The organism is Pectobacterium carotovorum, assembly GCA_016415585.1.
In the GTDB taxonomy this organism is placed as follows: Bacteria; Pseudomonadota; Gammaproteobacteria; order Enterobacterales; family Enterobacteriaceae; genus Pectobacterium; species Pectobacterium carotovorum_K.
On record CP066552.1, the window covers coordinates 960,359 to 982,765 of the forward strand.

General features: G+C 50.1%; 22 protein-coding genes and 2 CRISPR repeat arrays. Of the genes, 9 read left to right on the forward strand and 13 right to left on the reverse strand.

Annotation, left to right across the window (positions count from 1 at the left end):
* Window positions 1–12: 12 nt before the first annotated feature.
* Genes csy2 through cas1f form a run of 4 tightly spaced genes read right to left on the reverse strand, consistent with a single transcriptional unit; the run spans window position 13 to window position 6,573 of the window.
* Window positions 13–945 carry a type I-F CRISPR-associated protein Csy2 gene (gene csy2, locus JFY74_04195; protein QQG29273.1) on the reverse strand — a complete coding sequence of 311 codons (933 nt, stop codon included), beginning with the start codon at window positions 943–945 and terminating at the stop codon, window positions 13–15.
* Complete coding sequence (csy1, locus tag JFY74_04200) at window positions 942–2,276, reverse strand: type I-F CRISPR-associated protein Csy1 (protein ID QQG29274.1); 1,335 nt, start codon at window positions 2,274–2,276, stop codon at window positions 942–944. Before csy1 ends, csy2 begins: the two co-directional genes overlap by 4 nt.
* Before the next feature lie 23 nt (window positions 2,277–2,299).
* On the reverse strand, window positions 2,300–5,596 hold the full coding sequence (cas3f, locus tag JFY74_04205) for a type I-F CRISPR-associated helicase Cas3 (GenBank protein QQG29275.1): 3,297 nt from the start codon (window positions 5,594–5,596) through the stop codon (window positions 2,300–2,302).
* Window positions 5,593–6,573, reverse strand: a complete 981-nt coding sequence (gene cas1f, locus JFY74_04210) for a type I-F CRISPR-associated endonuclease Cas1 (GenBank protein ID QQG29276.1) — start codon at window positions 6,571–6,573, stop codon at window positions 5,593–5,595. Before cas1f ends, cas3f begins: the two co-directional genes overlap by 4 nt.
* A 295-nt stretch (window positions 6,574–6,868) precedes the next feature.
* Window positions 6,869–8,096: direct repeats of the CRISPR family, unit length 28 nt; unit sequence GTTCACTGCCGTATAGGCAGCTTAGAAA.
* A 241-nt stretch (window positions 8,097–8,337) separates the two neighbouring features.
* Here cas1f and JFY74_04215 point away from each other — a divergent pair.
* From JFY74_04215 to JFY74_04235, 5 genes are read left to right on the forward strand one after another with little or no spacing between them, the layout of a single operon-like run.
* On the forward strand, window positions 8,338–9,195 hold the full coding sequence (locus JFY74_04215; protein QQG29277.1) for a hypothetical protein: 858 nt from the start codon (window positions 8,338–8,340) through the stop codon (window positions 9,193–9,195).
* Window positions 9,188–9,592, forward strand: coding sequence for a DUF1240 domain-containing protein (locus JFY74_04220; GenBank protein QQG29278.1), 405 nt, complete (start codon window positions 9,188–9,190; stop codon window positions 9,590–9,592). Before JFY74_04215 ends, JFY74_04220 begins: the two co-directional genes overlap by 8 nt.
* A 44-nt stretch (window positions 9,593–9,636) precedes the next feature.
* Window positions 9,637–10,041: a DUF1240 domain-containing protein gene (locus tag JFY74_04225; protein ID QQG29279.1), complete on the forward strand. Its 405-nt coding sequence runs from the start codon at window positions 9,637–9,639 to the stop codon at window positions 10,039–10,041.
* Between the two features lie 47 nt (window positions 10,042–10,088).
* Window positions 10,089–10,493: a DUF1240 domain-containing protein gene (locus JFY74_04230; protein QQG29280.1), complete on the forward strand. Its 405-nt coding sequence runs from the start codon at window positions 10,089–10,091 to the stop codon at window positions 10,491–10,493.
* Between the two features lie 46 nt (window positions 10,494–10,539).
* Window positions 10,540–10,947, forward strand: a complete 408-nt coding sequence (locus tag JFY74_04235) for a DUF1240 domain-containing protein (protein ID QQG29281.1) — start codon at window positions 10,540–10,542, stop codon at window positions 10,945–10,947.
* A gap of 52 nt (window positions 10,948–10,999) precedes the next feature.
* Here JFY74_04235 and JFY74_04240 read toward each other — a convergent pair whose 3' ends face one another.
* From JFY74_04240 to JFY74_04260, 5 genes are all read right to left on the reverse strand, one after another.
* Window positions 11,000–11,479 (reverse strand): Hcp family type VI secretion system effector, encoded by a 480-nt coding sequence (locus tag JFY74_04240; protein QQG29282.1) that lies wholly within the window; start codon window positions 11,477–11,479, stop codon window positions 11,000–11,002.
* Window positions 11,480–11,597: 118 nt separating this feature from the next.
* Entirely contained in the window at window positions 11,598–12,101 is a 504-nt protein-coding gene (locus JFY74_04245; GenBank protein ID QQG29283.1) for a M48 family metallopeptidase, read from the reverse strand.
* A 168-nt stretch (window positions 12,102–12,269) separates the two neighbouring features.
* Window positions 12,270–13,463, reverse strand: a complete 1,194-nt coding sequence (locus tag JFY74_04250; protein QQG29284.1) for an aspartate/tyrosine/aromatic aminotransferase — start codon at window positions 13,461–13,463, stop codon at window positions 12,270–12,272.
* A 63-nt stretch (window positions 13,464–13,526) separates the two neighbouring features.
* Window positions 13,527–14,141 (reverse strand): YitT family protein, encoded by a 615-nt coding sequence (locus tag JFY74_04255; protein ID QQG29285.1) that lies wholly within the window; start codon window positions 14,139–14,141, stop codon window positions 13,527–13,529.
* Window positions 14,142–14,392: 251 nt separating this feature from the next.
* A complete protein-coding gene (locus tag JFY74_04260; GenBank protein ID QQG29286.1) occupies window positions 14,393–14,872 on the reverse strand; it encodes an Lrp/AsnC family transcriptional regulator in 480 nt (159 codons plus the stop codon).
* 102 nt (window positions 14,873–14,974) lie between these two features.
* A CRISPR array of direct repeats spans window positions 14,975–16,143; the repeat unit is 28 nt; unit sequence TTTCTAAGCTGCCTATACGGCAGTGAAC.
* Window positions 16,144–16,445: 302 nt separating this feature from the next.
* Here JFY74_04260 and JFY74_04265 point away from each other — a divergent pair.
* Both JFY74_04265 and JFY74_04270 read left to right on the forward strand, forming a co-directional pair.
* Entirely contained in the window at window positions 16,446–16,673 is a 228-nt protein-coding gene (locus tag JFY74_04265) for an AbrB/MazE/SpoVT family DNA-binding domain-containing protein (protein QQG29287.1), read from the forward strand.
* Window positions 16,670–17,086 (forward strand): type II toxin-antitoxin system VapC family toxin, encoded by a 417-nt coding sequence (locus JFY74_04270; protein ID QQG29288.1) that lies wholly within the window; start codon window positions 16,670–16,672, stop codon window positions 17,084–17,086. The genes JFY74_04265 and JFY74_04270 overlap by 4 nt, the downstream gene beginning before the upstream one ends.
* 138 nt (window positions 17,087–17,224) lie before the next feature.
* Here the strand turns inward: JFY74_04270 and JFY74_04275 are convergent, their stop codons facing one another.
* From JFY74_04275 to dnaB, 3 genes are read right to left on the reverse strand one after another with little or no spacing between them, the layout of a single operon-like run.
* The gene (locus tag JFY74_04275) at window positions 17,225–17,863 is read right to left on the reverse strand and encodes a hypothetical protein (protein ID QQG29289.1); all 639 of its coding nucleotides are present in this window, start codon (window positions 17,861–17,863) and stop codon (window positions 17,225–17,227) included.
* Window positions 17,856–18,938 carry an alanine racemase gene (gene alr / locus JFY74_04280; GenBank protein ID QQG29290.1) on the reverse strand — a complete coding sequence of 361 codons (1,083 nt, stop codon included), beginning with the start codon at window positions 18,936–18,938 and terminating at the stop codon, window positions 17,856–17,858. The genes JFY74_04275 and alr overlap by 8 nt, the downstream gene beginning before the upstream one ends.
* 41 nt (window positions 18,939–18,979) lie before the next feature.
* Window positions 18,980–20,386 (reverse strand): replicative DNA helicase, encoded by a 1,407-nt coding sequence (gene dnaB / locus JFY74_04285; protein ID QQG29291.1) that lies wholly within the window; start codon window positions 20,384–20,386, stop codon window positions 18,980–18,982.
* 321 nt (window positions 20,387–20,707) lie between these two features.
* Between dnaB and JFY74_04290 the strand changes: the two genes are divergently transcribed.
* Together JFY74_04290 and JFY74_04295 are read left to right on the forward strand one after the other, a co-directional pair.
* Window positions 20,708–21,691 (forward strand): quinone oxidoreductase, encoded by a 984-nt coding sequence (locus tag JFY74_04290; GenBank protein ID QQG29292.1) that lies wholly within the window; start codon window positions 20,708–20,710, stop codon window positions 21,689–21,691.
* Between the two features lie 85 nt (window positions 21,692–21,776).
* Window positions 21,777–22,016: a hypothetical protein gene (locus tag JFY74_04295; protein QQG29293.1), complete on the forward strand. Its 240-nt coding sequence runs from the start codon at window positions 21,777–21,779 to the stop codon at window positions 22,014–22,016.
* Between the two features lie 23 nt (window positions 22,017–22,039).
* Here the strand turns inward: JFY74_04295 and pspG are convergent, their stop codons facing one another.
* Window positions 22,040–22,312: an envelope stress response protein PspG gene (gene pspG / locus JFY74_04300; protein ID QQG29294.1), complete on the reverse strand. Its 273-nt coding sequence runs from the start codon at window positions 22,310–22,312 to the stop codon at window positions 22,040–22,042.
* Between the last annotated feature and the right edge of the window lie 95 nt (window positions 22,313–22,407).

Sequence of the window (22,407 nt, forward strand, 5' to 3'; positions counted from 1 at the left end):
ATGTCGTCCTTTTTAGTCATCGAATTCGTAGGAAGTGTCTTCTGCTGTTGAATCAGTATCCACTAATTGGCGGCAGTGATAATCGCCGTTCTGATAGTCGTACTCCCAGAGTATCTGGCGGATATCGCTGATACGGTGCGCGCCTTGCCATTCCCCGATGCCGTAGGCGGCTTCGGCAAAACAGAATGGCGTGTGCGGATCGCGGGTTTTATCGACTTCACCGGGGGCATAAAGCGGCGAAATGGCACGGTAACCGATCATTAGCGGGATTAGGAAGCCGCCACCACCAGGTTTGGGCTGGTATTGCCACTGTACACTGCTCCCGTTGGGATCGCGCTCTGCCCGCATTTTTAACGCGGCGAAATCCAGCCAGGCATCGATCAGTTCCGCGTGTGGATTGTCCTGCTGTAGCGTCTGGAAATGGTCATGCAGTAGCGATGTGCGATCTTTTAGTACAAAGCCAGGTAACAAACGGCGCATAACTTTACGGGTTTCCGCTGCGTCGCTGGGTAATGACTGAATGGTAACGCGCTCGATATCGACAATCGTGCCGCCCGCTAGCCGCTGGCACTGTGCCTGCTGGGTGAGGAAATCACGCAATGCCGTGGTATCCGCTGGGATCTGTCCCTCGCAGCGGATTAGCAGCGAAACGGTCATGTGCATACGGCCTTCTTCATTGAAGGCGGCGGTTTTCGCTTCTTTGGTCAGTGGGTTGCGGGTCAGAGCGAAGCTCCGTTCCCAACTGGAGCCATAGGCGTGTAGCTGATGTTGATGGCTCACCACGCCGCAGCCGTCCAGCGTCAACCCGTGGCTGGCCTGCAATTTACGCGACAGCGCATGGGTAAAACCAAGAAAGTGCGTAATAGCGGGAAAACCGTAGGTCAGCCCGGCAATGGCGTTAGCGTTTTCGACTTTGATACGATGCAGAATAATCAGCGTGCTCATGCCAGATCCTCTTTCAGTGCGCTTTCCATTTCACGCATCCGGCGCTTGAATAGCGCAGCGGTAGACCATTCGCGGCGTTCGACTTCGCCGAAGATCAACGTTTCATGCTTGAGTCGGCGGTTCAGCCAGCGGCCAAAATCGTAGGCCACGGCTTTTTGCCAGTCTCCTGCTTCACGCTCGCGGCGGAAAACCGTATCTGTTTCTGCACGATAGGGATCGAGCCATAGCTGCTGGGCGCGTTTCAGTTCAGATTCTGCGCTCCAGCCGGAAGGCAGATTTTGCACGCTGGTGACATAAAAGAAGAGCTGATCGATCAACTGGTCGAGGTAATGCAAGCGCTGTTGACGAATGTCGCGATTGTTTTCCACCTCTTTGACGCTAAGCAGAAAGCGCTGCATCTGCGCTAATGTCGCTCGGGTGTGATAGTCCACCTCGCCGCGTGGGCGGAAAATGGATTCATGCTGCTGCGGTGGTTTTTCAACGCTGTTCCACTGCGGTGGGGCACTGCTGAGCAAATAGGAACGGCCATTACGTGTGACATTCAAAGATGAAATATTTTGCTTATTAGAACCTCCCCTATTCTGTACTGCCAGATTGGGGTAGCTGATAGATAGCTGTTCGTGCCACTGGTTTGCTTTTTGCGCCTGACGAATCGCTTTTGCCTCATCGCCAAAACGCACGGCATTAATACGCTGATGAAGTGCTTGTGCCAGCGACGAGGAGTAAAGTGGGCTGAGCAGATGGTATTCACCGCTTTCGAGTGGGAAATAGATCTGCTTGGCCAACTTATGTGAGCTGGGCTGTCGATCGGTAAAGACCTTCTGAAAGCCTGCCAGCCACAATGCGAACTGTTCGGGGCTTTCTGCCAGCGCTTCCAGTGCGCGGTGGTCACCACGCTGTAAGGCTACGACCAGCGAATCACCTTCGTGCTCGGTCTGTAACAGCCCAGCAACATCCAATACGGCTGCGTTTCCCACTACATCAATAGCAGGTTGTGCCAATGTCGCGGTGGAAAGCGTTCTAGCATCTGCTGCCGCTTCAGCGCTAAAGATGCTGCTGCCTTTAGCATCGCTGTGAGTATATTTCAGCGCGTGGGTGACCAAGCTGATTTGCCCGGCGCGGCTGGCGGCATTGGTTAACCAAGCGCGAACCTCATGTTTTTGCTCGATCTCTCGCCGCTTCTCGGCCAGCTCCAATTCCTCTGCGGCTAACGCTTCGCCGCTGAGCGCTGCACATTTCTTCTCTGCCTCTTTATCGAACGCATCCAGCTTGGCCTGCTTTCGATTCGTCACGTAGGACACGATGAACTGTGTCAGCCTGTTTTCTGCCATTCCTCCTCCTATTGTTATTCTTGTCACAGTGCAAACACCCCCAGCAGTGGATGCCAGAGCCAGTCTTTTTCCTCGTCTTCCCGCAGGCGAATTTCGCCGAAGCGGGCGCTAACCCGTTTGAGTTCCCACTGTTTCTCGTCCGCCAGCCGTTGATACAACGCGTGGTAGTCGGGATCGATCCACGCACAAACGCCTTCTGCCATGTGCAGTGACGTGGGGCGGATAACATCGCTTTGCTTCCACTTGTTGGGGCCGTCGTCCGGAATCATGAAAACGGCATCTTCATCGTCGTCGGCGATCCACAGGGTGTACGGTTCATCTTTTGCCGATTGACGAAACGGCGTACGCCGTTGGAGTTCACCGTTCCAGTGCGGATGTGCGCGCCACCAAAACGCAGCGGGCGGGCGTTTCAGGTCATCGAGCTTTTGATTTTTGAGGCCAAGCAGCGTTTTTCCTAAAACAGCATGTTCTAACGCCACCAGTGAAAACGGCTTGGTGAGGGCCGCCGGTTGCACAATACGCGGTGCGGCGTTGAGATGACGGTAGTCCTCCTCCTGCAATAGCTGACGAAGGTCATGTGTGGTTAGTGGTTCATCGTTAGATTCAAACCCAGGTTTACAGTACGCGACGTCTTCACCTCTCAGCGCGCGAATATTGTGGCTAAGTAGGGTGATATTCGGCGTTTTAGGCACATGCTGTTCATCCTGTCGATGGCGTAATATTCGTCCGGCAAGCTGAATAAACGAACGCATTGAGCTGGGCTCGACAATCGCCCAGTCGTAATCATGATCTCTACCGACTTCGGCGACCGAGGTCGCTAACACCACAAAGATATGATGCTGCTGCGGCGCGTTTTCTATCGCCTGACGAATCTCCGCCACCTGCCACAGCGCATCGGCGTCGTTACGCATCAGTGCGGCATCAAGCCGCTGCTCAATATAGGAACGCATCGCCAGCGGATGTTGGCTGTGATAAATGCAGTAATGAATACAGGTGTCCGGCGGCGAGGGTATAGCAAGTAGCTGGCGGGCGACGGCAACCAGCGGATTGATATTCGCCATTCTGACCAGCCCCAGAGAAACGGCTTTGCCGTTCTTGTGTTTCTGATGGTGCTGTAAGTGCAAATCGCGTAGCAGTGGGTGGATCGCCTGCGCGACGGCCAGATGCACATCGTCCACATTTTTACTTGGGCTACTAATGGGAACAATCGAAGCCAGCCGAAGCGGAAGTTCATCTTTGGCAAGATTCTTCAGCCGCTGCTGAATGAAGGCATCGTGCTGGGTCATGAAGTCTTTCACGTCGCCATACTGCTCATGCTGACAATCAAATTCATCAAACCAGCCGCAGCACACGTTCAGCGGCGTATTCGGTGTGCCGTAAGCCTGTTGCCAGGCGGCACGGCCATCAAGATAGGCTCCGAACAACGCGCGAATTAACGCGGGTGGCAACGTGGCCGAGGAAAGTAGAACACGCGATCCCAGCATTCCCGCCCAGTTCACCAGTCGGCAGAGCGCGGGAAGATCTTCCAGTCCAAAATCATCCGGTTCATCTAGCACCAGATCGGAGGTCAATAGCCGTAGCATCGGGGCAATCTGGTGGCCGCCGCGTAGACTTTCCGTTGCGGGCATCAGGTGATCGATGGTGGTGATCAGCACCGGTGCACTCAGTAATTGATGCAGGGTGGGGCTACGTTCCAGCCACGTCTTTAACCTGCCATCGTCCAGCGAGCCATCGTAACGAACATACTGATGTTCAGAGAACAGCGGATCGGCGGATTCACTACCCGTCTGCGGTGTGTTCTGCTGGCGCGCTTCATTTTCCAACTGCATTTCATGGAGATCTTGTACGGCCTGTGAACCAATCAGCACCGCTAAATCGTCTTCATCCAGCTTCAAGCGCTGCCGTAGTGCATCACCGGTTTGTAGCGTCAGCGTGCGTAACCCCAGCGCGACAGAGAAACGACAGCCGATAGACTCGTCCGACAAGCCATACATAATTCGGGCATTAGCGAAGGTTTTCCCCCGGCCTGTCGAGGCCATGTTGACGCCGAAAAAGCCATGCTGCTTGCTGGCTTCACGAATGGAACAGGCAAGATCGAATGCGCGATCCTGCCAGCGAAAGCGCGGGTGGGCGCTGCGCTGACGGAATCCTTTGTGGCGAGTAATCGCGGGTAGCGTTTCGCGCAGGTGTGGCAGGCTGCGTCCCAGCAGCAGAGCATTCTGCCCGACGCCGACGCAGTGTTCATCCAGCCTCTGTTTATATTCCCCCGTTTTGCGATCGGTGTTAGCCCAGACGGAATAAGCCATATCCTGCCAGCCAACCGTTGCCGCGCCTGCTGAATAATGATGGTCAGCCAGCATGAGTGCGAGACGAGCCAGATGCACGGTCAACCGTTGATCTAACTGAGCGAAATGCATGAATGAGGGGAGTTTTAGCGCTCGACCCGCAAACTTGTGTGCTTTCTCACGCCAGACGCTGCTGCGTAGCGGCGTGCCATGCGGAAACTGCCAGTTTCGCTCAAGATCGGACGGCGTAACATCGGTCTTGCAATGATTGAGTGCATTCCATTGTGCCGAGAGATGGCCGGTTAACCATGTCTCTGCATAGTTGAGCTGCGGTTCACTGCTGTTGGGGGCAAGCTCTGTCGATTTGTTAAACACCGGCAGCCGATGGTGCGACACAATCAGCCAGGCGATAACTTGCGCTAGCGGCGGCAGGGTCAGAAATGGCGTGTCGTTCACTGCTGGCGTATCTTGCTTTAGGCTGGCAAGTAAAGCGATTTCGGCTTCCGAAGTGATGCTACTGAGCGCGGTTAACCAGCCTTTGTCGTCTTGCTCCCCCACGAAGGCCTGAAACAGCCGCAGCGATACCCACTCATGGCGATACGGTTGGCCGCGTGGGCCTGTGCCGCTCAACCCTGACTGGAATAGCGCATTCGCCTTGCCGACATCGTGGAATAACCCGGCAATGGCCGCCAGCAGGCTAAACACCTCGGCGCTGTGCCACGGGTTTTCATCTTTCGCGCGCAGAATATCGCGGCTGGTGGTGTTGGTCGGCACGCTCCCTTGTGCATTAAAACGCCGTAAATTACCGACGATCCACAGCAGTTCAGTATGATTCGCACTGCGAACCCAGTGACAGGCGACGGCCGTATTACGACGTGCTGTTTTGCGCAGCAGCTTGCGTAGCGTGTTCAGCCCTTCCTGCGTAATAGCGGTTTGCCACGTGCGCTCGCCCTTGCGTTCGGCAAACTGATCCAGTATCCGGCGAGTTTCGACCAGCGCGCGCTTATTGCATTCTGAAATCAGCAGAATATTCATCGACCCACCTGACTCAGCGTGCTGGCGACATCCTGTAAGCTGCCGATCATCACATCCAGCGCCTCGGATTGTTGAAATGCGGTCAGGCAGCGCTGACGAAATTCTTGCTCATCTTCGCCTTCCATCGCGGCAATAAACGCCTGAGGCAGTACGAGTGCGTCCTTAATTAAATCGGCGACGTCGAATACCAGCCCGCCGCGGCGAGTTTTACCGTGCAACACCGCTAATCCGTGCGGCAGACCCAGCACCCATGTCGCGACGGCAGCCAGCCCGTAAGCCAGATAATTACCGTGATCGAGAAAGCGGTTAGCCAGGTCGGTGCCACCGCCGCGTTTGGCACGAGTAAAATCGCCATAGCTCACGGCATTGGCGGCCAGTTTGTACAGGGCTTTGGTCATCATCGCTTCCTGCACCAGCACGTCATTGCTGGTGCGGCAGTCGGTTAGCCCTTTTTCATAGCGATCAAGAAGCGCCTGAAGATGGTCGGCCTTAAAGGTAAAGCGGGATTCGCGGGACAGGCGAGAGCCCTGCCAGTGCTGACGAATTTGTGTTATCCGCACCTGTTGGAAAGCGATGGCGGCGGCCAGTCTTTTCTCATCATCGAACCAAAAGCTGACCCAATCCTGCAAATATTCGGTTGGCCGATATTCGCTCTGCGGCGATAGCCAGGATACTGCCACTTCCGCCTCGTTGGCCGCAAACAGCGGTGTACCGCCGCCGCCACAAAAACCGACCATTACACCTGCTCTGGCGAATTCACGCATCGCGGCCTGTGTGACGGAGGTGCCGGTCCCCAGCATCACAACGCTGGTATTGGCGATGGGGATATTCCAGTACAGAGACTGGTTTCCTTCTTCCGTGACATATTCGACACGGCCACCGTTAACGAGAATGCGGCAATGCTGGAGGTAATAAACATTGGCGCGTTTGGAATGAAGAATGGTTTTTAAGTCCGAAGGGCTAAAGGCGTTATCCATAGTGTATTTTCTGCCGCAATCGATAATAGCTGTGACGCCAGCGAAATAAATCGCAAGCTAATTATTTAATAAGAAAAAATGTAATCTTCAGAAAACTAACGGAAATCAGACTATCACAGCCGTATATAAAAAATGATGACTGCAAAAAATATTACCGAGACGCAGACCCTTTTTCTTTGGCCTATTTCACAGGCTTAACAATCAACGAGTTACCGCTGAGCTGAAAAAAAGGGTTTTTGTGGCGAAAACGGCAATTGCTGCTAATAAAACAAATCGTTAGAGTGATCTGGCAACGGTTCACTGCCGTATAGGCAGCTTAGAAAAGTGCGGCACCAAGAATCGTCTGGAACACGCCGTTCACTGCCGTATAGGCAGCTTAGAAACGCGACGCAGTTTCAGATATACAGCAGGTCAGGTTCACTGCCGTATAGGCAGCTTAGAAAACAGAACATCCTCATTGTGTGGCTCACAAAATGTTCACTGCCGTATAGGCAGCTTAGAAAGATATCCAGAAAGGGGCGCGGTGGTAACGTGAGTTCACTGCCGTATAGGCAGCTTAGAAAAGCGACGAGCTGTACGAGTAGAAACCCCTTCCGTTCACTGCCGTATAGGCAGCTTAGAAAATCACCAGCGGACGGCTGGAGTACGACACCAGGTTCACTGCCGTATAGGCAGCTTAGAAATCCGGCTGCGCCACCGCCAGCACCGCCACCTAGTTCACTGCCGTATAGGCAGCTTAGAAATCAGATACAACGAAGAAAACATTCACAAGCAGGTTCACTGCCGTATAGGCAGCTTAGAAAAGTGCGGACTCGGTAGCGCTGGCAGGTATTAAGTTCACTGCCGTATAGGCAGCTTAGAAAAGGATAACTCACATTAAGAGGGATTTAGTGTGGTTCACTGCCGTATAGGCAGCTTAGAAAATCTGCTTTTTAGATTTTGCATGCATTGCTAAGTTCACTGCCGTATAGGCAGCTTAGAAAGTCGTGCTCTGCGGGTAAGGTGAAATCAGAAAGTTCACTGCCGGATAGGCAGCTTAGAAATTCTGCCTGTGGATATAGAGCACGCCATGGATGTTCACTGCCGTATAGGCAGCTTAGAAAAGCTGCGACATCCTCAATCCACTTAACCTGATGTTCACTGCCGTATAGGCAGCTTAGAAAAGCAACGGTTAACGCTGGTACAAACGTGCAGTGTTCACTGCCGTATAGGCAGCTTAGAAAATTTTGTTTCGTCAGAGCCTGGCACAGACGTGGTTCACTGCCGTATAGGCAGCTTAGAAATGATTGAGAGCCAGCAGACCTGCGCCCGAGCCGTTCACTGCCGTATAGGCAGCTTAGAAAAATGACTGACGATGAGCGTGTAGCGATTATTGGTTCACTGCCGTATAGGCAGCTTAGAAAAAATGGAAATATTGCAGCACACGCTGGGAATTGTTCACTGCCGCATAGGCAGCTTAGAAAGGCGTACTGCAATGACTGGCCGGATGGCATTTGTTCACTGCCGCACAGGCAGTTTATCCACGACCTTAAGCGCTGTTGTCTGGCTATTATCGAGGTAGTACTGCGCCAGCGCTCACCCCCTTAAATAACGCATATTGATGACCTTATTTCGTAACGTTTTTAAGTAATAAGTTTCTTTTTAAGGGAATGCAAATTGTGTATTGGGTATTATTAATATTTAAAAATCATCATTTTTCCGTTAAAGTACCCTTACAGGGAAATAGTTCGTTGACTTAAGTCAAATTCAAGGGAGTGAGTGACTGTGAAATACGATCCGGTTTTAAAAACGCTTGTGGATGATGACTATCGGTTAGAAGATCATCTTGATTTTAAAAAGCAGCATGCAGATATTAACTATCAGAAATTACATGCTCAACTAAATGAAATAAATAACGATAACATTCATGCCATATTGACTGCGCAGGAAGCAACGTATTTTTTAAAGACGTTATGTACACCAAACCCTAATGACTCTTGGAAAACAGCGATATTTGGCTGTACCGATCCTACTTCATCGTTTGCTGGGAATATTGCAGAAGCAGTATCTGTGAGCAGAATCGTGATGGAGATGAAAGGGTTCGGCGTAACGGCAACGGAATATGTCGGGAAGAATGGCAGTAAGTATATAAAATTATCTGGCTATCCGGGGGTAAGAAAGTATTTAGATGCCACCCGATATTTAGTCAGTAACCATAAAATACTCGACATAGGGATAGGTACCAAAGGGATTGAAAGTGGTATTGCGGCAGGAGCAAGGTTCTGTATTGTGTTTTCAGGTGCTTATCGAGCCATTGAGTTGATGTTGAAGGATGAATACGAACTAACCGATTTCTTTGTTAATCTAACAATGGATGCGGCAAAACTAGCGGTATCTATTGGAGCAGCCTGGGGAGCGAAAACATTAGCTACTACAGCTATGGTCACTGGAGGCAGTGTTGTTCTTATTGCTTGTGGTATATTTATAGTTGGATTTGCCGTGGGTTTTTCATTATTCTGGTTAGATAATAAATATAAAATAAGTGAAACGATAATAAAAAATTTAAAGTCACATAAAAAACAATATACTCCATATCATCCTGATCAGTTTTTCCATGCGTGGGGGCGATATAGTCGTGGTTAAGATAAATAGGCCATTTTTTTTCACATATTCAGTTTTTCTTTTTTTTCTGTCATGTTTTATTAGTTGGTTTTCTTTAAGTGGATATGTGGATTTTTTTCAGTCAAGTGATATAATAATTTTTTCATGGATGCTTGGTCTAATGGTATTCGGTTCGCCCATAATATTTTATTTTTCTTATTTTGGTTTTTTATCTGCAATAAAAAACAAACCTATTAAAATGAATGGTAAATTATCAAATACATTAATAATTGTTTTTATTTTTGGTGTCATAATTAGTTTTATTTCATCTATATATATATCTTATACTCTGAATGAAAAGGGATATACGACCTGCCCTAAAATATCCTGGATGGATCCCAGTAAATATGTAAAGGATATTGTTATTTGTAAGGAGTAAAGAATGATAAGAGAGTATGTTTTGTATATTTGTGGGAGTTGGTCGTGGTTAAGGTAAATAGACCATTAGCTGGCGCATTTGCAGTTTTTATTTTTCTATTGACATGCTTTACTGGTTGGTTTTCTTTTAATTCATATTTGGATATTTTACAGTTAAATGATGTGATAGTGTTTTCATGGAAAGTTGGGTTGATGGTATTTGGTTCTCCTTTACTATTCTATTTTTCATATTTATTTTTTTATTCCGCAATAAATAATAAAGTGGCGAAAATTAATAATAAATTTGGAGGGGGGTTATTTATAATAATGATCGTTGGTGCTGTAGTTAGCTCATTCTCATCTTTCTACATGTCTTATAATTTTAGAGATTATGGTTATGAAATATGCCCTAAAATATCTTGGATGGATCCCAATAAATATGTTAAAGACACCGCTCTTTGTAAAGAGTAAAAATAGCATAAGAGTATGCTTTTTCATGTATGGGAGGAGAGCCAGTCGTGGTTAAAGTAAACAGACCATTGATTGGTGCGTTTTCTGTTTTTCTTTTATGCCTTTCCGTCTGGGGAACTTGGTTTTCTTTAAGCGCATATTTATCATTGTTTAAATTAGATGATGTGATTGTTTTTTCATGGAGAGTTGGCCTTGCTATCTTTGGAATGCCTTTATCATTCTATTTTTCATATGTTTGTTTTTGTTCTGCTATAAAAAATGAGCATGTGAAGATCAATAATAAATTAGGCGAGTGGTTGGTCAAAATCCTTATCTTTGGTGCTATATTTAGCTTTTTTTCATCAGCGTATATATCATACAGTCTTAGCAATAAGAGTTACAATGTTTGCCCTAAAATATCCTGGATGGATCCCAATAAATATGTGAAAGACACCGCTCTTTGTAAAGAATAAAAATTGTATGAGGGAATGCTTTTTCATGCTTGGGGGAGGTACAGCCGTGGTTAAGGTAAACAGGCCATTAGTTGGCGCTTTTGCAGTTTTTCTTTTTTGTATCTCATGTTTTATTAGCTGGATTTCCTTCAATGGATATTTGAGTTTTTTACAAAAAAGTGATGTGATCATTTTTTCATGGAAACTTGGTTTAATGGTATTTGGATCACCTTTGTTGTTTTATTTTTCATATTTGGCATTTTATTCAGCTATAAAAAATGAAGTACCTAAAATGAATAATAAACTAGCTAACTCATTAGCTATTGTGGCTATATTTGGTGCGGTTGTTAGTTTTTTTTCATCAATTTATATATCATATAATCTTAATGATCAAGATTATAAAATCTGTCCTAATAACTCATGGATAGCTCCCAGTAAGTATGTGAAAGATATTTCTCTTTGTGATGAATGGTGAATAACAAGCACATCTGATGATAAGGTGTGCTTGTTATCAAAGGTCATAAATTTTAGAGACTCATTTCCTCCCAAATACTATAACCCGACGTGCCTGCGATCTTATGGTTCCATGCTATGGTTTTATATTTTAGCTGGACTTTTTCATACGGCATGATGTCGTTGTTATCGATGACGTGCGGATAGACACAGGTGACATCAACAATGCTCGCATCCGTTAAGGTGACTTCATAATAAAGTTCTAACTGCCCAGCGGAATTGACGCGATAAAAATAAAATGTCACATCGACCTTTTCATTATAAGAGATTGCCATCCCTAATAACGGGGATGACTTATCGATTGGCTTAATAAAATGAATCGGATGATGAGCGACATTCTGATCGCGGCTGATGCTATGGTTTAAACCTAATACCTGTATTTGATCTTCATGACCCGTTTGGTAGCGATTACCAATTGAGTCTAGCGTTGAGCAACCCGATGATATTAAACCCTGTTTTTGACCATTAATGCTGGCGTAAATCAAATTAGCCATATCAAATCCTTATGAGAAAATTTATCAATAGACTGAGTGAAAATATATCAATCATCAGCTCGGAAATAATACGGCTAAGGCAACGTCAAAGCAAAGCGAACAATCATAAAAGGTGAATTCAGACCGCGCCTGAATTTATTTCTCGCCAGTTCAGCCAGATTCGCATATCAAATTCCAACTGATGGTAGTCAGGATCCATATGGCAGCAGAGTTGGTAGAAAGCCTTGTTGTGGTCTTTTTCTTTGAGGTGAGCGAGTTCGTGTATCACGATCATCCGCAGGAAATCTTCCGGTCCGTCACGGAATAGCGTCGCTATTCGGATTTCATTATTGGACTTTAATTTTCCGCCCTGCACGCGTGCCACAAAGGTATTGGTTCCCAGCGTCCCTTTGATCGGGTTCTGTTTATTGTCGTAAAGCACCTTTGATATTGCTGGAGCATTTTTTAGATAGCGCTGTTTCAGTTCGGCGACAAACTGATAGAGCGACTTGTCACTCTGGATCGGATGGCGATCAGGGTATTTTTTTTCCAGCCACGGGCCGAGTTTGCCTTGATCAAGGAGTGTTTGAACTTGGGCAATAATTGCTGGGGGATAACCGTTCAGGTAGCGTAGCTGGGTCATATTTTATTCGTTGGGATAAAGCATGGCGGATTTGTCGATGTGTTGCCGTCAGTCTGAGTGTAGAGAACAGATAGCACGACAGCGATAGTTAACCGAAAACACAGGCCACCGGGTTAAGCGAGTTCACTCATGTGAGTCGGTTAAGCCAGTGGCGTTGTCATTTACAATTTACTGAATCGCGGCGAAAGCGGCGGCGACGCGCTGGACGTTGCTGTGGTTCAGCCCCGCCATACACATACGGCCGCTGGCGATCAGGTAGACGCCGAATTCTTCACGCAGACGATCAACCTGTTCCGGGCTGAATCCGGTGTAGCTGAACATGCCGCGCTGGGTGAGCAGGTAATCGAAGTTACGGTTCGGCAGCGCGTTCTTCAATGCGGAAACCAGTTCCTGACGCATGCTCAGAATACGGGTGCGCATCTCTTCGACTTCCGCTTTCCAGTCAGCGTTCAACTGCGCGTCATTCAGGACTTTAGAAACGACCTGTGCGCCGAAATTCGGTGGGGAAGAGTAGTTGCGACGGACGGTCGCTTTTAACTGACCCAGCACGCGCTGTGCGCTGTCGGCATCGTCGCACACCACGGAAAGGCCACCAACGCGCTCGCTATACAGCGAGAAAATCTTGGAGAACGAGTTGGCGATGAGTGCTGGAACGCCTGCGCTGGCAACGGCGCGAATCGCATAAGCATCCTGCTCAATCCCGAGGCCAAAGCCCTGATAGGCGATGTCCATAAACGGAATCAGCTCACGCTGGATGATGACTTCAATGACGCGATCCCACTGTTCGGTGGTGAGGTCGGAACCGGTCGGGTTGTGGCAGCACGGGTGCAGCAGCACGATGCTGCGCGCCGGCAACGTTTGCAGCGTGGCGAGCATGGCGTCAAATTTCACGCCCAGATTTTCGCCATCGAAATACGGGTAGGTGTGAACGTTAAAGCCCGCCCCCTCAAAGATCGCAATATGGTTTTCCCATGTTGGATCGCTGACCCACACTTCTGAAGTTGGGAAGTAGCGTTTCAGGAAATCTGCACCGACTTTCAGTGCACCGGAACCGCCCAGCGTCTGGATGGTGGCGATGCGACCCGATTCCAGCGCCGCGTGGTTTTCACCAAATAGCAGTTGTTGGATCGCGGTACGGTAAGGCTGTAGCCCTTCCATCGGTAGGTAAGAGCTCGCGCTCTGCGCTGGCTGTTTCAGGCTGCTTTCGGCCGCGCTGACGGAGCGCAACTGCGGGATAATATTCTGCTCGTTGTAGTAGAGCCCGATACTCAAATTGATCTTATCCGCTCTTGGATCCTGTTTGAATTTTTCCATCAGAGACAGGATAGGATCTCCGGCATAGGTATCAACGTTTTGAAACACAGTGTAGCTCTCCTGAGTGTGTCATTTTTATGGGTACCGCAACCCCGACGATGGTGGGGATAATCAGGCCGCGTAACGGCCGGGGCGATGGTTCATCGCGATAATCAGGTTCAGAATGGTTGCCCCCAGAATCGAAGCAATCAACATCGGTATGCTTACCACGAACAGGGAAGTCAGCACAATCACAACATCAACGCCCATCTGGAGTTTTCCCGCCCGCAGGCCGTATTTGTCCTGAAGATACAGCGCCAGAATATTCATGCCGCCGAGGCTGGCCTTATGACGGAACAGCACCACAAAGCCGATACCGATGATGATATTGCCAAACAGCGTAGCGTAAAACGGGTTGAGCTGATCGAAATGAACGAACAGTGGATGCAGGTCGGAAAACAGAGAAACCAGCCCGACGGCGCAGAACGTTTTCACCGTGAATTCCCACCCCATACGGCGCACGGCCAGATAATAGAAGGGCAGATTCAGCAGGAAAAACGCGATGCCAAAGGAAACGTTGGTCAGATAGTGGATAAGAAAAGCGATGCCCGCGGTGCCGCCGGTGAGGGCGCCAGCCTGACGTAGCAGAATGACGCCAAACGATACCATCAGCGTGCCGATCAGTATCGCCAGAATATCTTCCAGCAGCGTGTGTGATATTTTTTGTGTGCGAATAACGTTATCCATGGTGAGCACTCAATAGACTGTCGTAAAAACATGTGCTTACCAAAGCAAGAATCGCACCAGATAGTGCTGCTTAGCGGCTGGCGTCTGCGTAATGTTGCCTGCGATAAGAGCAACGTATTGAATTATATGAATGAAAGTAATGCGTGATTCATGCGTTTTTTATTATTTATTTAGCTAAATCGTGCGTTTATATTGGTTTTGTTGCGTGATGTACTCATTTTTTTGCACCAAATAGAGGCGATTGCCCCAATTCAGGGCAACGCAGGCAGTTCTGGCATCATCAAACCGTTCTCTTTGAGGCGGTTCAATACCACTGAGGTTTTCAGGTGTGCGACGCTCTTGTTTTGCGACAGAATCTGGCTAATCAGCGTGCTGAGTCCGGGCAGGTCTGCCACGGCGACTTTTAACAGATAATCGGCATCGCCCGTGGTTTTATAGGCGTCGATGATGGCATCCACTTCCCCCAGCATCTGGTGAAAGCGTTCAACGTATTCGCTGGTATGGTTGATCAACCGCACTTCAATTAACCCTAGGCATTCCAACCCGACTGCGTTCGGCGACAGGCGGGCATGGTAGCCGAGAATCAGCTGTGCCTGTTCTAGCGCGATGCGACGGCGGGAACACTGCGAGGCGGAAAGCCCAACCAGATCGCTCAGTTCCTGATTGGTCAGGCGGCCGTTCGTCTGTAGCAGCGTCAGGATTTTCAGATCGAAATCATCAATGTGGTACATCGCGTTTCCTAAACAGTATTGGGCAGTCGGCCAAACAGACTACCAGCTTTTTAGGCCGCGTTGCCTATGAGTTTTTTATTACTGATTTTCGGCGCGTTTAACTTTCTTAACTGCCTGTACGGCAGTGAACCGCGATATGTCAGATAACACGTTTTCTGCGATTTTCTAAGCTGCCTATACGGCAGTGAACGACGCCGCAACCCGCGCCCATACCGCCGGGCATTTCTAAGCTGCCTATACGGCAGTGAACGATTTCGCCGCTATTCGCTCGTCTGTCGTGTCTTTCTAAGCTGCCTATACGGCAGTGAACATGAGAATGACACGGGTTCTGTTGATGCTAACTTTCTAAGCTGCCTATACGGCAGTGAACGCCGGGACTTTGAAATTCACGTTATCCGCAGTTTTCTAAGCTGCCTATACGGCAGTGAACGCATTTTGGCCATCAGGCTGGATATGTGATACTTTCTAAGCTGCCTATACGGCAGTGAACCTCAATGTTTCAACAAACTCTTTCACCTTCTTTTTCTAAGCTGCCTATACGGCAGTGAACGGACTGCTGAATGTACCATCCGTTCTGTAGATTTTCTAAGCTGCCTATACGGCAGTGAACGCACGCACCTGATCGGGCATGTCTTCCGCATCTTTCTAAGCTGCCTATACGGCAGTGAACTACCCTCGGCCACACGCACCACAACGGTGACGTTTCTAAGCTGCCTATACGGCAGTGAACTAGTGAAAGAAATCGTTCCATCCTCAGAAGAATTTCTAAGCTGCCTATACGGCAGTGAACGTCCGATGTATTCAGCAATGTCTCTTGGTGCATTTCTAAGCTGCCTATACGGCAGTGAACCAAACGCCCGTCCTAGGGCAGTTGGCGCTACATTTCTAAGCTGCCTATACGGCAGTGAACGCTCTTGGTGGCGAGGTTGTTTTCGATCATGATTTCTAAGCTGCCTATACGGCAGTGAACATTCAGCGGGATGCGCTGGTTGCGGAGAATGCTTTCTAAGCTGCCTATACGGCAGTGAACCAGCGAACGCCGAGCGGCGGTTATTCGGTGCATTTCTAAGCTGCCTATACGGCAGTGAACTCCGATATTAACCAATCTCCCCATTATTTTCTGTTTCTAAGCTGCCTATACGGCAGTGAACCCATATGCCGCGCCGTAGTCGCCTCAGTGCTTTTTCTAAGCTGCCTATACGGCAGTGAACATAGCAATAATGTGAGGAGTGGTAACGTTGTATTTCTAAGCTGCCTATACGGCAGTGAACCGTTCATATTTTACGGTAGTTACCTAATTTTAAAAGGAAATAAACCATTTTTCCCGAAAAACCCTTTTTTATCAGCGTAGATAATCGAAATTAAAAATCAATGAGTTACGACGATGCGTAAAAAAAGGGTCATGAACGTATGGCAAAGATTTTATTTATCGTCAATAGGTCTATGCCAGGTATCTGCATATGCTATGGATATACAATCGAGTGGTTAATATCTATACTTAGCTTATGTTTTAGCCAGCAATAATAAACGGTAAGTAGCTGGCTGAATTTCTGTATTAAGGAGGAGGTGCATCATGCGTATTGTTTCGGTTTTTAAAAACGGTAATAACCGTGCCATTCGCTTGCCACGTGATATGGACTTTGAAGGGGTCAACGAACTGGAGATTGTGCGTGAGGGAGATACCATCATGCTGCGTCCGGTCAAACCCAATTGGCATTCGTTTTTGCAAGAAGAGCGCGCTGACGCTGACTTTATGACAGAACGCCAGGATGTGGTCGAAGAGGGGAGATTCGAACTGTGAGTCGCTTGTTCATGCTGGATACCAATATCTGTTCCTTCATTATGCGTGAACACCCTGCGGAGGTGATTGAAAAGTTGCAGCAGTGCACGCTGCGGCGTGATCGGATTGTGGTCTCTGCCAGCACTTACGCTGAAATGCGTTTCGGGGCGGTTGGCAAAAAAGCCTCGCCACGCCATATGCAACTCGTTGATGCTTTCTGTCGCCGGCTCGATGCGGTGTTACCTTGGGATAGCGCCGCAGTAGATGCCACCACGAAAATCAAAATCGCGCTAGCCGCCGCTGGCACACCTATTGGTCCAAACGATACGGCCATCGCGGGCCATGCCATCAGCGCTAAGGCCATATTAGTCACCAATAATCTGAGAGAATTTGAGCGAGTACCGGGGCTGACGTTGGAAGATTGGGTTAAATAATCGCTCAGACTGACCTAGTGATGTCTGCGAAGTGGAAGCTCTAGCTCTTGTTAAGCTGCCTGTGCGGCAGTGAACAACGATCGAGCGTATCGATAACAAACTGGACATTTCTAAGCTGCCTACACGGCAGTAAATTCATCACTCCACAATAATCCGCTCGTCATTGTCTCCCAGACATACCGTTAACTGCTGGCCGTCAGGGCTAAAGGCGCAGTAGGGGAGAGGTTCACGCAGGTAGAGATGCAGCGGGAGCGCGAAATAAAGCGCAACTAGCAGCAATGCGGCGACGGCTTTCGCATAGGTTGGGCGTTGAGCGACTGGGTTGTGCCGGGCATGTCGATATTTCACGATGCCGATGGCGGCCATGCCTGCGCCTACCAGCATGGAAACATACAGCTCACCGGGCATCGGGGAGAGTATCACATTGTCGTTTTCATAATCCTGCCAATATTGAATGCGCCACAGGGCGCTGATACCGATTTGCACCAGCCCCGCGAGTATCCAAGCAACACGCCATCCTGAAAGCCGAAAGAGCGCCAGAAAGCAGAAACCCGATGCTGCGCAAGACCAGGAGATGAGATCGAACATCGCGCTAAACATGCCGCCAAACAGCGTGCCGCCGACGTCCGTCGGTTTCAGAGTATAGAAATTAATGAGGGCAAACAGCGTCAGGATCGCGGATACGGCAAGCCAGCTTGCCGCATAGTAGATAACCCGTTTTAAGGTCGGCAAGCCATGAGCCTGCCGATAAAAGCTAGCCAGTCCGTTTTTACTCACCGTCGACGTATTCCAACGCGGTGCGCTGGGTTAAGCGCGTGATCAGTTCGTAGGCGCTGGCACCCGTATGCGCGGCAATGCGTTCAACTGGTAGCGTAGGCCCCCAAAGGATGACCTCATCGCCGACCTTGTCCTGCGCATCTGGCCCTAAATCAACCGTGATCATATCCATCGATACGCGGCCGGAAAGCGGCACTTCGCGACCGTTGACGAGCACAGGTGTACCGGCTGGCGCGCAGCGCGGGTAGCCATCGCCGTAGCCGACGGCGACCACGCCCAGACGGGTATTTCGCGGGCTGGTCCAGGTGCCGCCGTAACCGACCGCTTCACCTGAGTTGTGCTCGCGTACCGCGATCAGGTGAGACGTAAAGGTCATGGCTGGCTGCAAGCCAAAGTGCGCAGCGTCTTCGTTATCCAGCGGCGACACGCCATAGAGAATGATACCGGGACGAACGCGATCGCGGTGCGACTGCGGCCACAGCAGAATACCGCCGGAGGCCGCGATGGACTGTGCGCCGGGTTTACCCTGCGTAAAGGCATCGAAGCAGGCCAGCTGGCGTTCGGTGGTTCCCGCTTCGGGTTCATCGGCGCGGCAAAAGTGGCTCATGATATTGACTGGCTGAACCACGTTGCGGCATTCAGTCAGGCGCTGCCAGAATGCGTCGGCGTGTTCCGGCAGAACGCCAAGGCGATGCATACCGCTATCCAGTTTCATCCACACGGGGATTGGCTGTGGCAGCGTGGCCTGTTCCAGTGCGGCAAGCTGTTCGGGGCTGTGAACGGCGGTTTCTAACTGATGCTCTACCAGAAGCGGGAGGTCGTCGGCGGAGAAAAAGCCCTCCAGCAGGACGATGGGCTTGGTGATGCCCGCAGCGCGTAGCGCCAGCGCTTCGGAGAGCCGCGCGACGCCGTAGCAGTCAGCGTCGGAAAAAGTATGGGCAGCTTCGATCATGCCGTGGCCGTAGGCATTGGCTTTCACGACGGCAACGACCTGACTGTCAGGCGCTAGCTGACGGATACGTTGCAGGTTGTGGCGCAAAGCACGCCGGTTAATGACGGCAGTTGCCGTTTTCATTCTTGTTCCTTAGTGCAGTGTTGTCATTGCTGAGCGCTGCGTTATTCATCGTCATATTGTGGGCCGGCATAGTTATCAAAGCGCGACCACTGCCCGTTAAAGGTCAAACGAACGGAACCAATCGGGCCGTTACGCTGTTTCCCCAGAATGATTTCAGCGATGCCTTTCAGGTCGCTGTTTTCGTGATAAACCTCATCACGATAGATAAACATAATCAGGTCGGCATCCTGCTCGATGGAGCCGGATTCACGCAGATCCGAGTTAACCGGGCGCTTGTCGGCGCGCTGCTCCAGACTACGGTTAAGCTGCGACAGGGCGACAACAGGAACCTGCAATTCTTTTGCCAGTGCTTTGAGCGAGCGGGAAATTTCTGCAATTTCCAGCGTACGGTTGTCGGACAGCGACGGCACGCGCATCAATTGCAGGTAGTCGATCATGATCAGGCTCAGGCCATTATGTTCACGGAACACGCGACGGGCGCGGGATCGCACGTCGGTCGGCGTCAGGCCAGAGGAGTCATCGATGTACATGTTGCGTTTTTCTAGCAGGATCCCCATGGTGCTGGAAATGCGCGCCCAGTCTTCATCGTCCAACTGACCGGTACGAATGCGGGTCTGATCCACGCGCGACAGAGACGCGAGCATACGCATCATGATCTGTTCGCCGGGCATCTCCAGACTGAAGATCAGTACGGGCTTTTCTTGAGTCATCGCGGCATGTTCGCACAGGTTCATCGCAAAGGTGGTTTTCCCCATTGATGGACGTGCTGCCACGATTATTAGGTCGGATTTCTGCAAGCCAGCGGTTTTTTTGTTGAGATCCTGATAGCCCGTGTCCACACCCGTAACGCCATCATGTGGTTTCTGGTAAAGCTGCTCGATACGAGAAACGGTATCTTCCAGAATGCGGTCGATACTTTTTGGGCCTTCATCTTTGCTGGCGCGGTTTTCAGCGATCTGGAAGACGCGGGATTCCGCCAAATCGAGCAGATCTTCGCTGCTGCGACCCTGCGGATCGTAGCCCGCGTCGGCGATCTCATTGGCGACGGAGATCATTTCACGTACCACGGCGCGCTCGCGCACGATATCGGCGTAGGCACCGATGTTAGCGGCGCTGGGGGTGTTCTTTGCCAGCTCAGCCAGATAGGCGAAGCCACCGGCGGATTCCAATGAACCTTGCAGTTCGAGCGATTCGGACAGCGTGATCAGATCGATCGGTTTGCTCATTTCCAGCAGCCGATGCATCTCTGTGAAGATCAGACGGTGGGCGCGGTTATAGAAATCGTTAGCAACAACACGCTCGGCGACATTATCCCAGCGTTCATTGTCGAGCATCAAGCCACCCAATACCGATTGCTCCGCTTCCAGCGAATGTGGCGGAAGTTTCAGACCTTCCATCTGGCGGTCACGGGGTTCATTCGATTTATTGGTGGGTCTTTTCTCTGCCATGAAACGGGTTCTTTACCGGTTGATTTGCCATTGGATTAGGGGGCATTGTATATGCCACACGTCCGAAATAACACAAGATACCCGTCATACTTCAAGTTGCATGTGCGTTGGCTTCGCTTAAATACTCGGCCCGTCGTGGGCCTCGCCCTGAAGGGCCGCTGCAAGCAGCGTTCAAATCTGCTCCCGGCAGATTTGTCACCCGAATCACTTACTCAAGTAAGTTCATCGGACTCCTTCGCTTGCCGCCTGCCTGAAACTTGAATTATTTAGGGTATACGTATTATAGAGAGACAACGAACCTGTCACGATTAAGGAGATAACATGGCAAAACGCGTCCAGTTCCGGGCTTATGGTGGCCCAGAGGTTCTGCAATATGTGGATTTCACGCCTGCCGACCCCGCTGCGGGAGAGGTTCAGGTTGAGAATCGCGCCATCGGCATTAATTTTATCGATACCTATATTCGCAGCGGCCTGTATCCAGTGCCTGACCTACCTTCCGGTCTGGGAACCGAAGCGGCGGGCGTCGTGACGAAAGTCGGAGCAGGGGTTAGCGTGCTGAAAGTCGGCGATCGCGTCGTGTATGCGCAGTCTGGGCTGGGGGCGTATAGCGAAGTGCATAACGTGGTAGCGGAGAAGGTTGCGCTGCTGCCGGATGCCATCAGCTTTGAGCAGGCAGCGGCCTCTTTCCTGAAAGGGCTGACGGTTTACTATCTGCTGCGCCAGACGTATGAAATCAAGCCAAATGAAGTCTTCCTGTTCCATGCGGCGGCGGGTGGCGTTGGGTTGATTGCCTGTCAGTGGGCGAAGGCGCTAGGGGCGAAGCTGATCGGGACAGTGGGTTCCGACGAGAAGGCGGAGCGGGCAAAACAGGCGGGTGCCTGGGCGACCATTAATTACCGTACCGAGAATATTGCGCAGCGCGTCGCGGAACTGACCGATGGGCAGAAGGTGGACGTCGTCTATGACTCGGTCGGGAAAGATACCTGGGAAGCCTCGCTCGATAGCCTGCGTCGTCGCGGATTGATGGTCAGCTTCGGCAATGCGTCGGGGCCAGTGACCGGCGTCAATCTGGGGATTTTGAACCAGAAAGGCTCGCTGTACGTCACGCGTCCGTCGCTGTTTGGTTACGTGACGAACCGTGCAGAACTCGAACAGGCCAGCAATGAACTCTTTTCACTGATCGCCAGCGGAGCGATTACGGTTGATGTGCCGCAGAACCAGAAATTTGCGCTAGCGGATGCGCAAGCCGCTCATCGGGCGCTGGAAAGCCGTAGTACGCAGGGCTCCTGTCTGCTGATTCCTTAATGTCTGTTTCTGAAAAGCAGAAGGCCTCCCATTGGGAGGCCTCGGCCATTACGCTAATTTCATCAGACTGTATGTAGGGTACAGCGTGGCGATCGTCACGAAGGTACCGCTGTGCGGCTATTATTTCCCTGACGACGATGAAATCGTGTGGCTTTTTGCCACAGTGTTTGCTTACCCTGTAAACGACACTGGGGTGTCAAACAGTGGCGTCATCCTAGCAGCCACATCAGGGAAAAAATATCTGTTGGCGCACACTTTTGTACTAAAAACCGTATTAAAACAAGTTGGTATTAAACACTGCCTTGCCTGTCATTTTCACGCGTAATTCAGATTTTTATCTTTCTGGTATTACCAGTCATTCCCTTTACGCTGACGATAAGTGTATTTTCGATAGGTATGACGGTGCGAGTTGTAGACGGGGCGCCCGCTAAATTTGCGCCATAGCCACACCGCCACGACGGCTAAAATCAGCCACGGCAGCACTTTTATCGCTAGGGTAAACAGCCCACCAATCAGCATAAAAAGAGATGCCACAAACAGAGCTGCAATCACGCCCAGCAGTGACACGCCCGTTAACATCAGCATGATAAAAAAACCAATAATGAAGAAAATTTCCAACATGGTGTGCTCCTGTACCTGTTAAACCGCAGAGGAAAAGCTCTGCGTGCTACATAAGCTATAACAAGAATCGTGCCAAGATATGCCGCTGGTAAGTG

Bases quoted from the DNA above. Each gene is read 5' to 3' on its own strand.
- csy1 (QQG29274.1), bottom strand. From the start codon at position 2,276: ATGGCAGAAAACAGGCTGACACAGTTCATCGTGTCCTACGTGACGAAT.
- dnaB (QQG29291.1), bottom strand. From the start codon at position 20,386: ATGGCAGAGAAAAGACCCACCAATAAATCGAATGAACCCCGTGACCGC.
- JFY74_04245 (QQG29283.1), bottom strand. From the start codon at position 12,101: ATGACCCAGCTACGCTACCTGAACGGTTATCCCCCAGCAATTATTGCC.
- alr (QQG29290.1), bottom strand. From the start codon at position 18,938: ATGAAAACGGCAACTGCCGTCATTAACCGGCGTGCTTTGCGCCACAAC.
- pspG (QQG29294.1), bottom strand. From the start codon at position 22,312: ATGTTGGAAATTTTCTTCATTATTGGTTTTTTTATCATGCTGATGTTA.
- JFY74_04255 (QQG29285.1), bottom strand. From the start codon at position 14,141: ATGGATAACGTTATTCGCACACAAAAAATATCACACACGCTGCTGGAA.
- JFY74_04260 (QQG29286.1), bottom strand. From the start codon at position 14,872: ATGTACCACATTGATGATTTCGATCTGAAAATCCTGACGCTGCTACAG.
- cas1f (QQG29276.1), bottom strand. From the start codon at position 6,573: ATGGATAACGCCTTTAGCCCTTCGGACTTAAAAACCATTCTTCATTCC.
- JFY74_04240 (QQG29282.1), bottom strand. From the start codon at position 11,479: ATGGCTAATTTGATTTACGCCAGCATTAATGGTCAAAAACAGGGTTTA.
- csy2 (QQG29273.1), bottom strand. From the start codon at position 945: ATGAGCACGCTGATTATTCTGCATCGTATCAAAGTCGAAAACGCTAAC.
- JFY74_04290 (QQG29292.1), top strand. From the start codon at position 20,708: ATGGCAAAACGCGTCCAGTTCCGGGCTTATGGTGGCCCAGAGGTTCTG.
- cas3f (QQG29275.1), bottom strand. From the start codon at position 5,596: ATGAATATTCTGCTGATTTCAGAATGCAATAAGCGCGCGCTGGTCGAA.
- JFY74_04265 (QQG29287.1), top strand. From the start codon at position 16,446: ATGCGTATTGTTTCGGTTTTTAAAAACGGTAATAACCGTGCCATTCGC.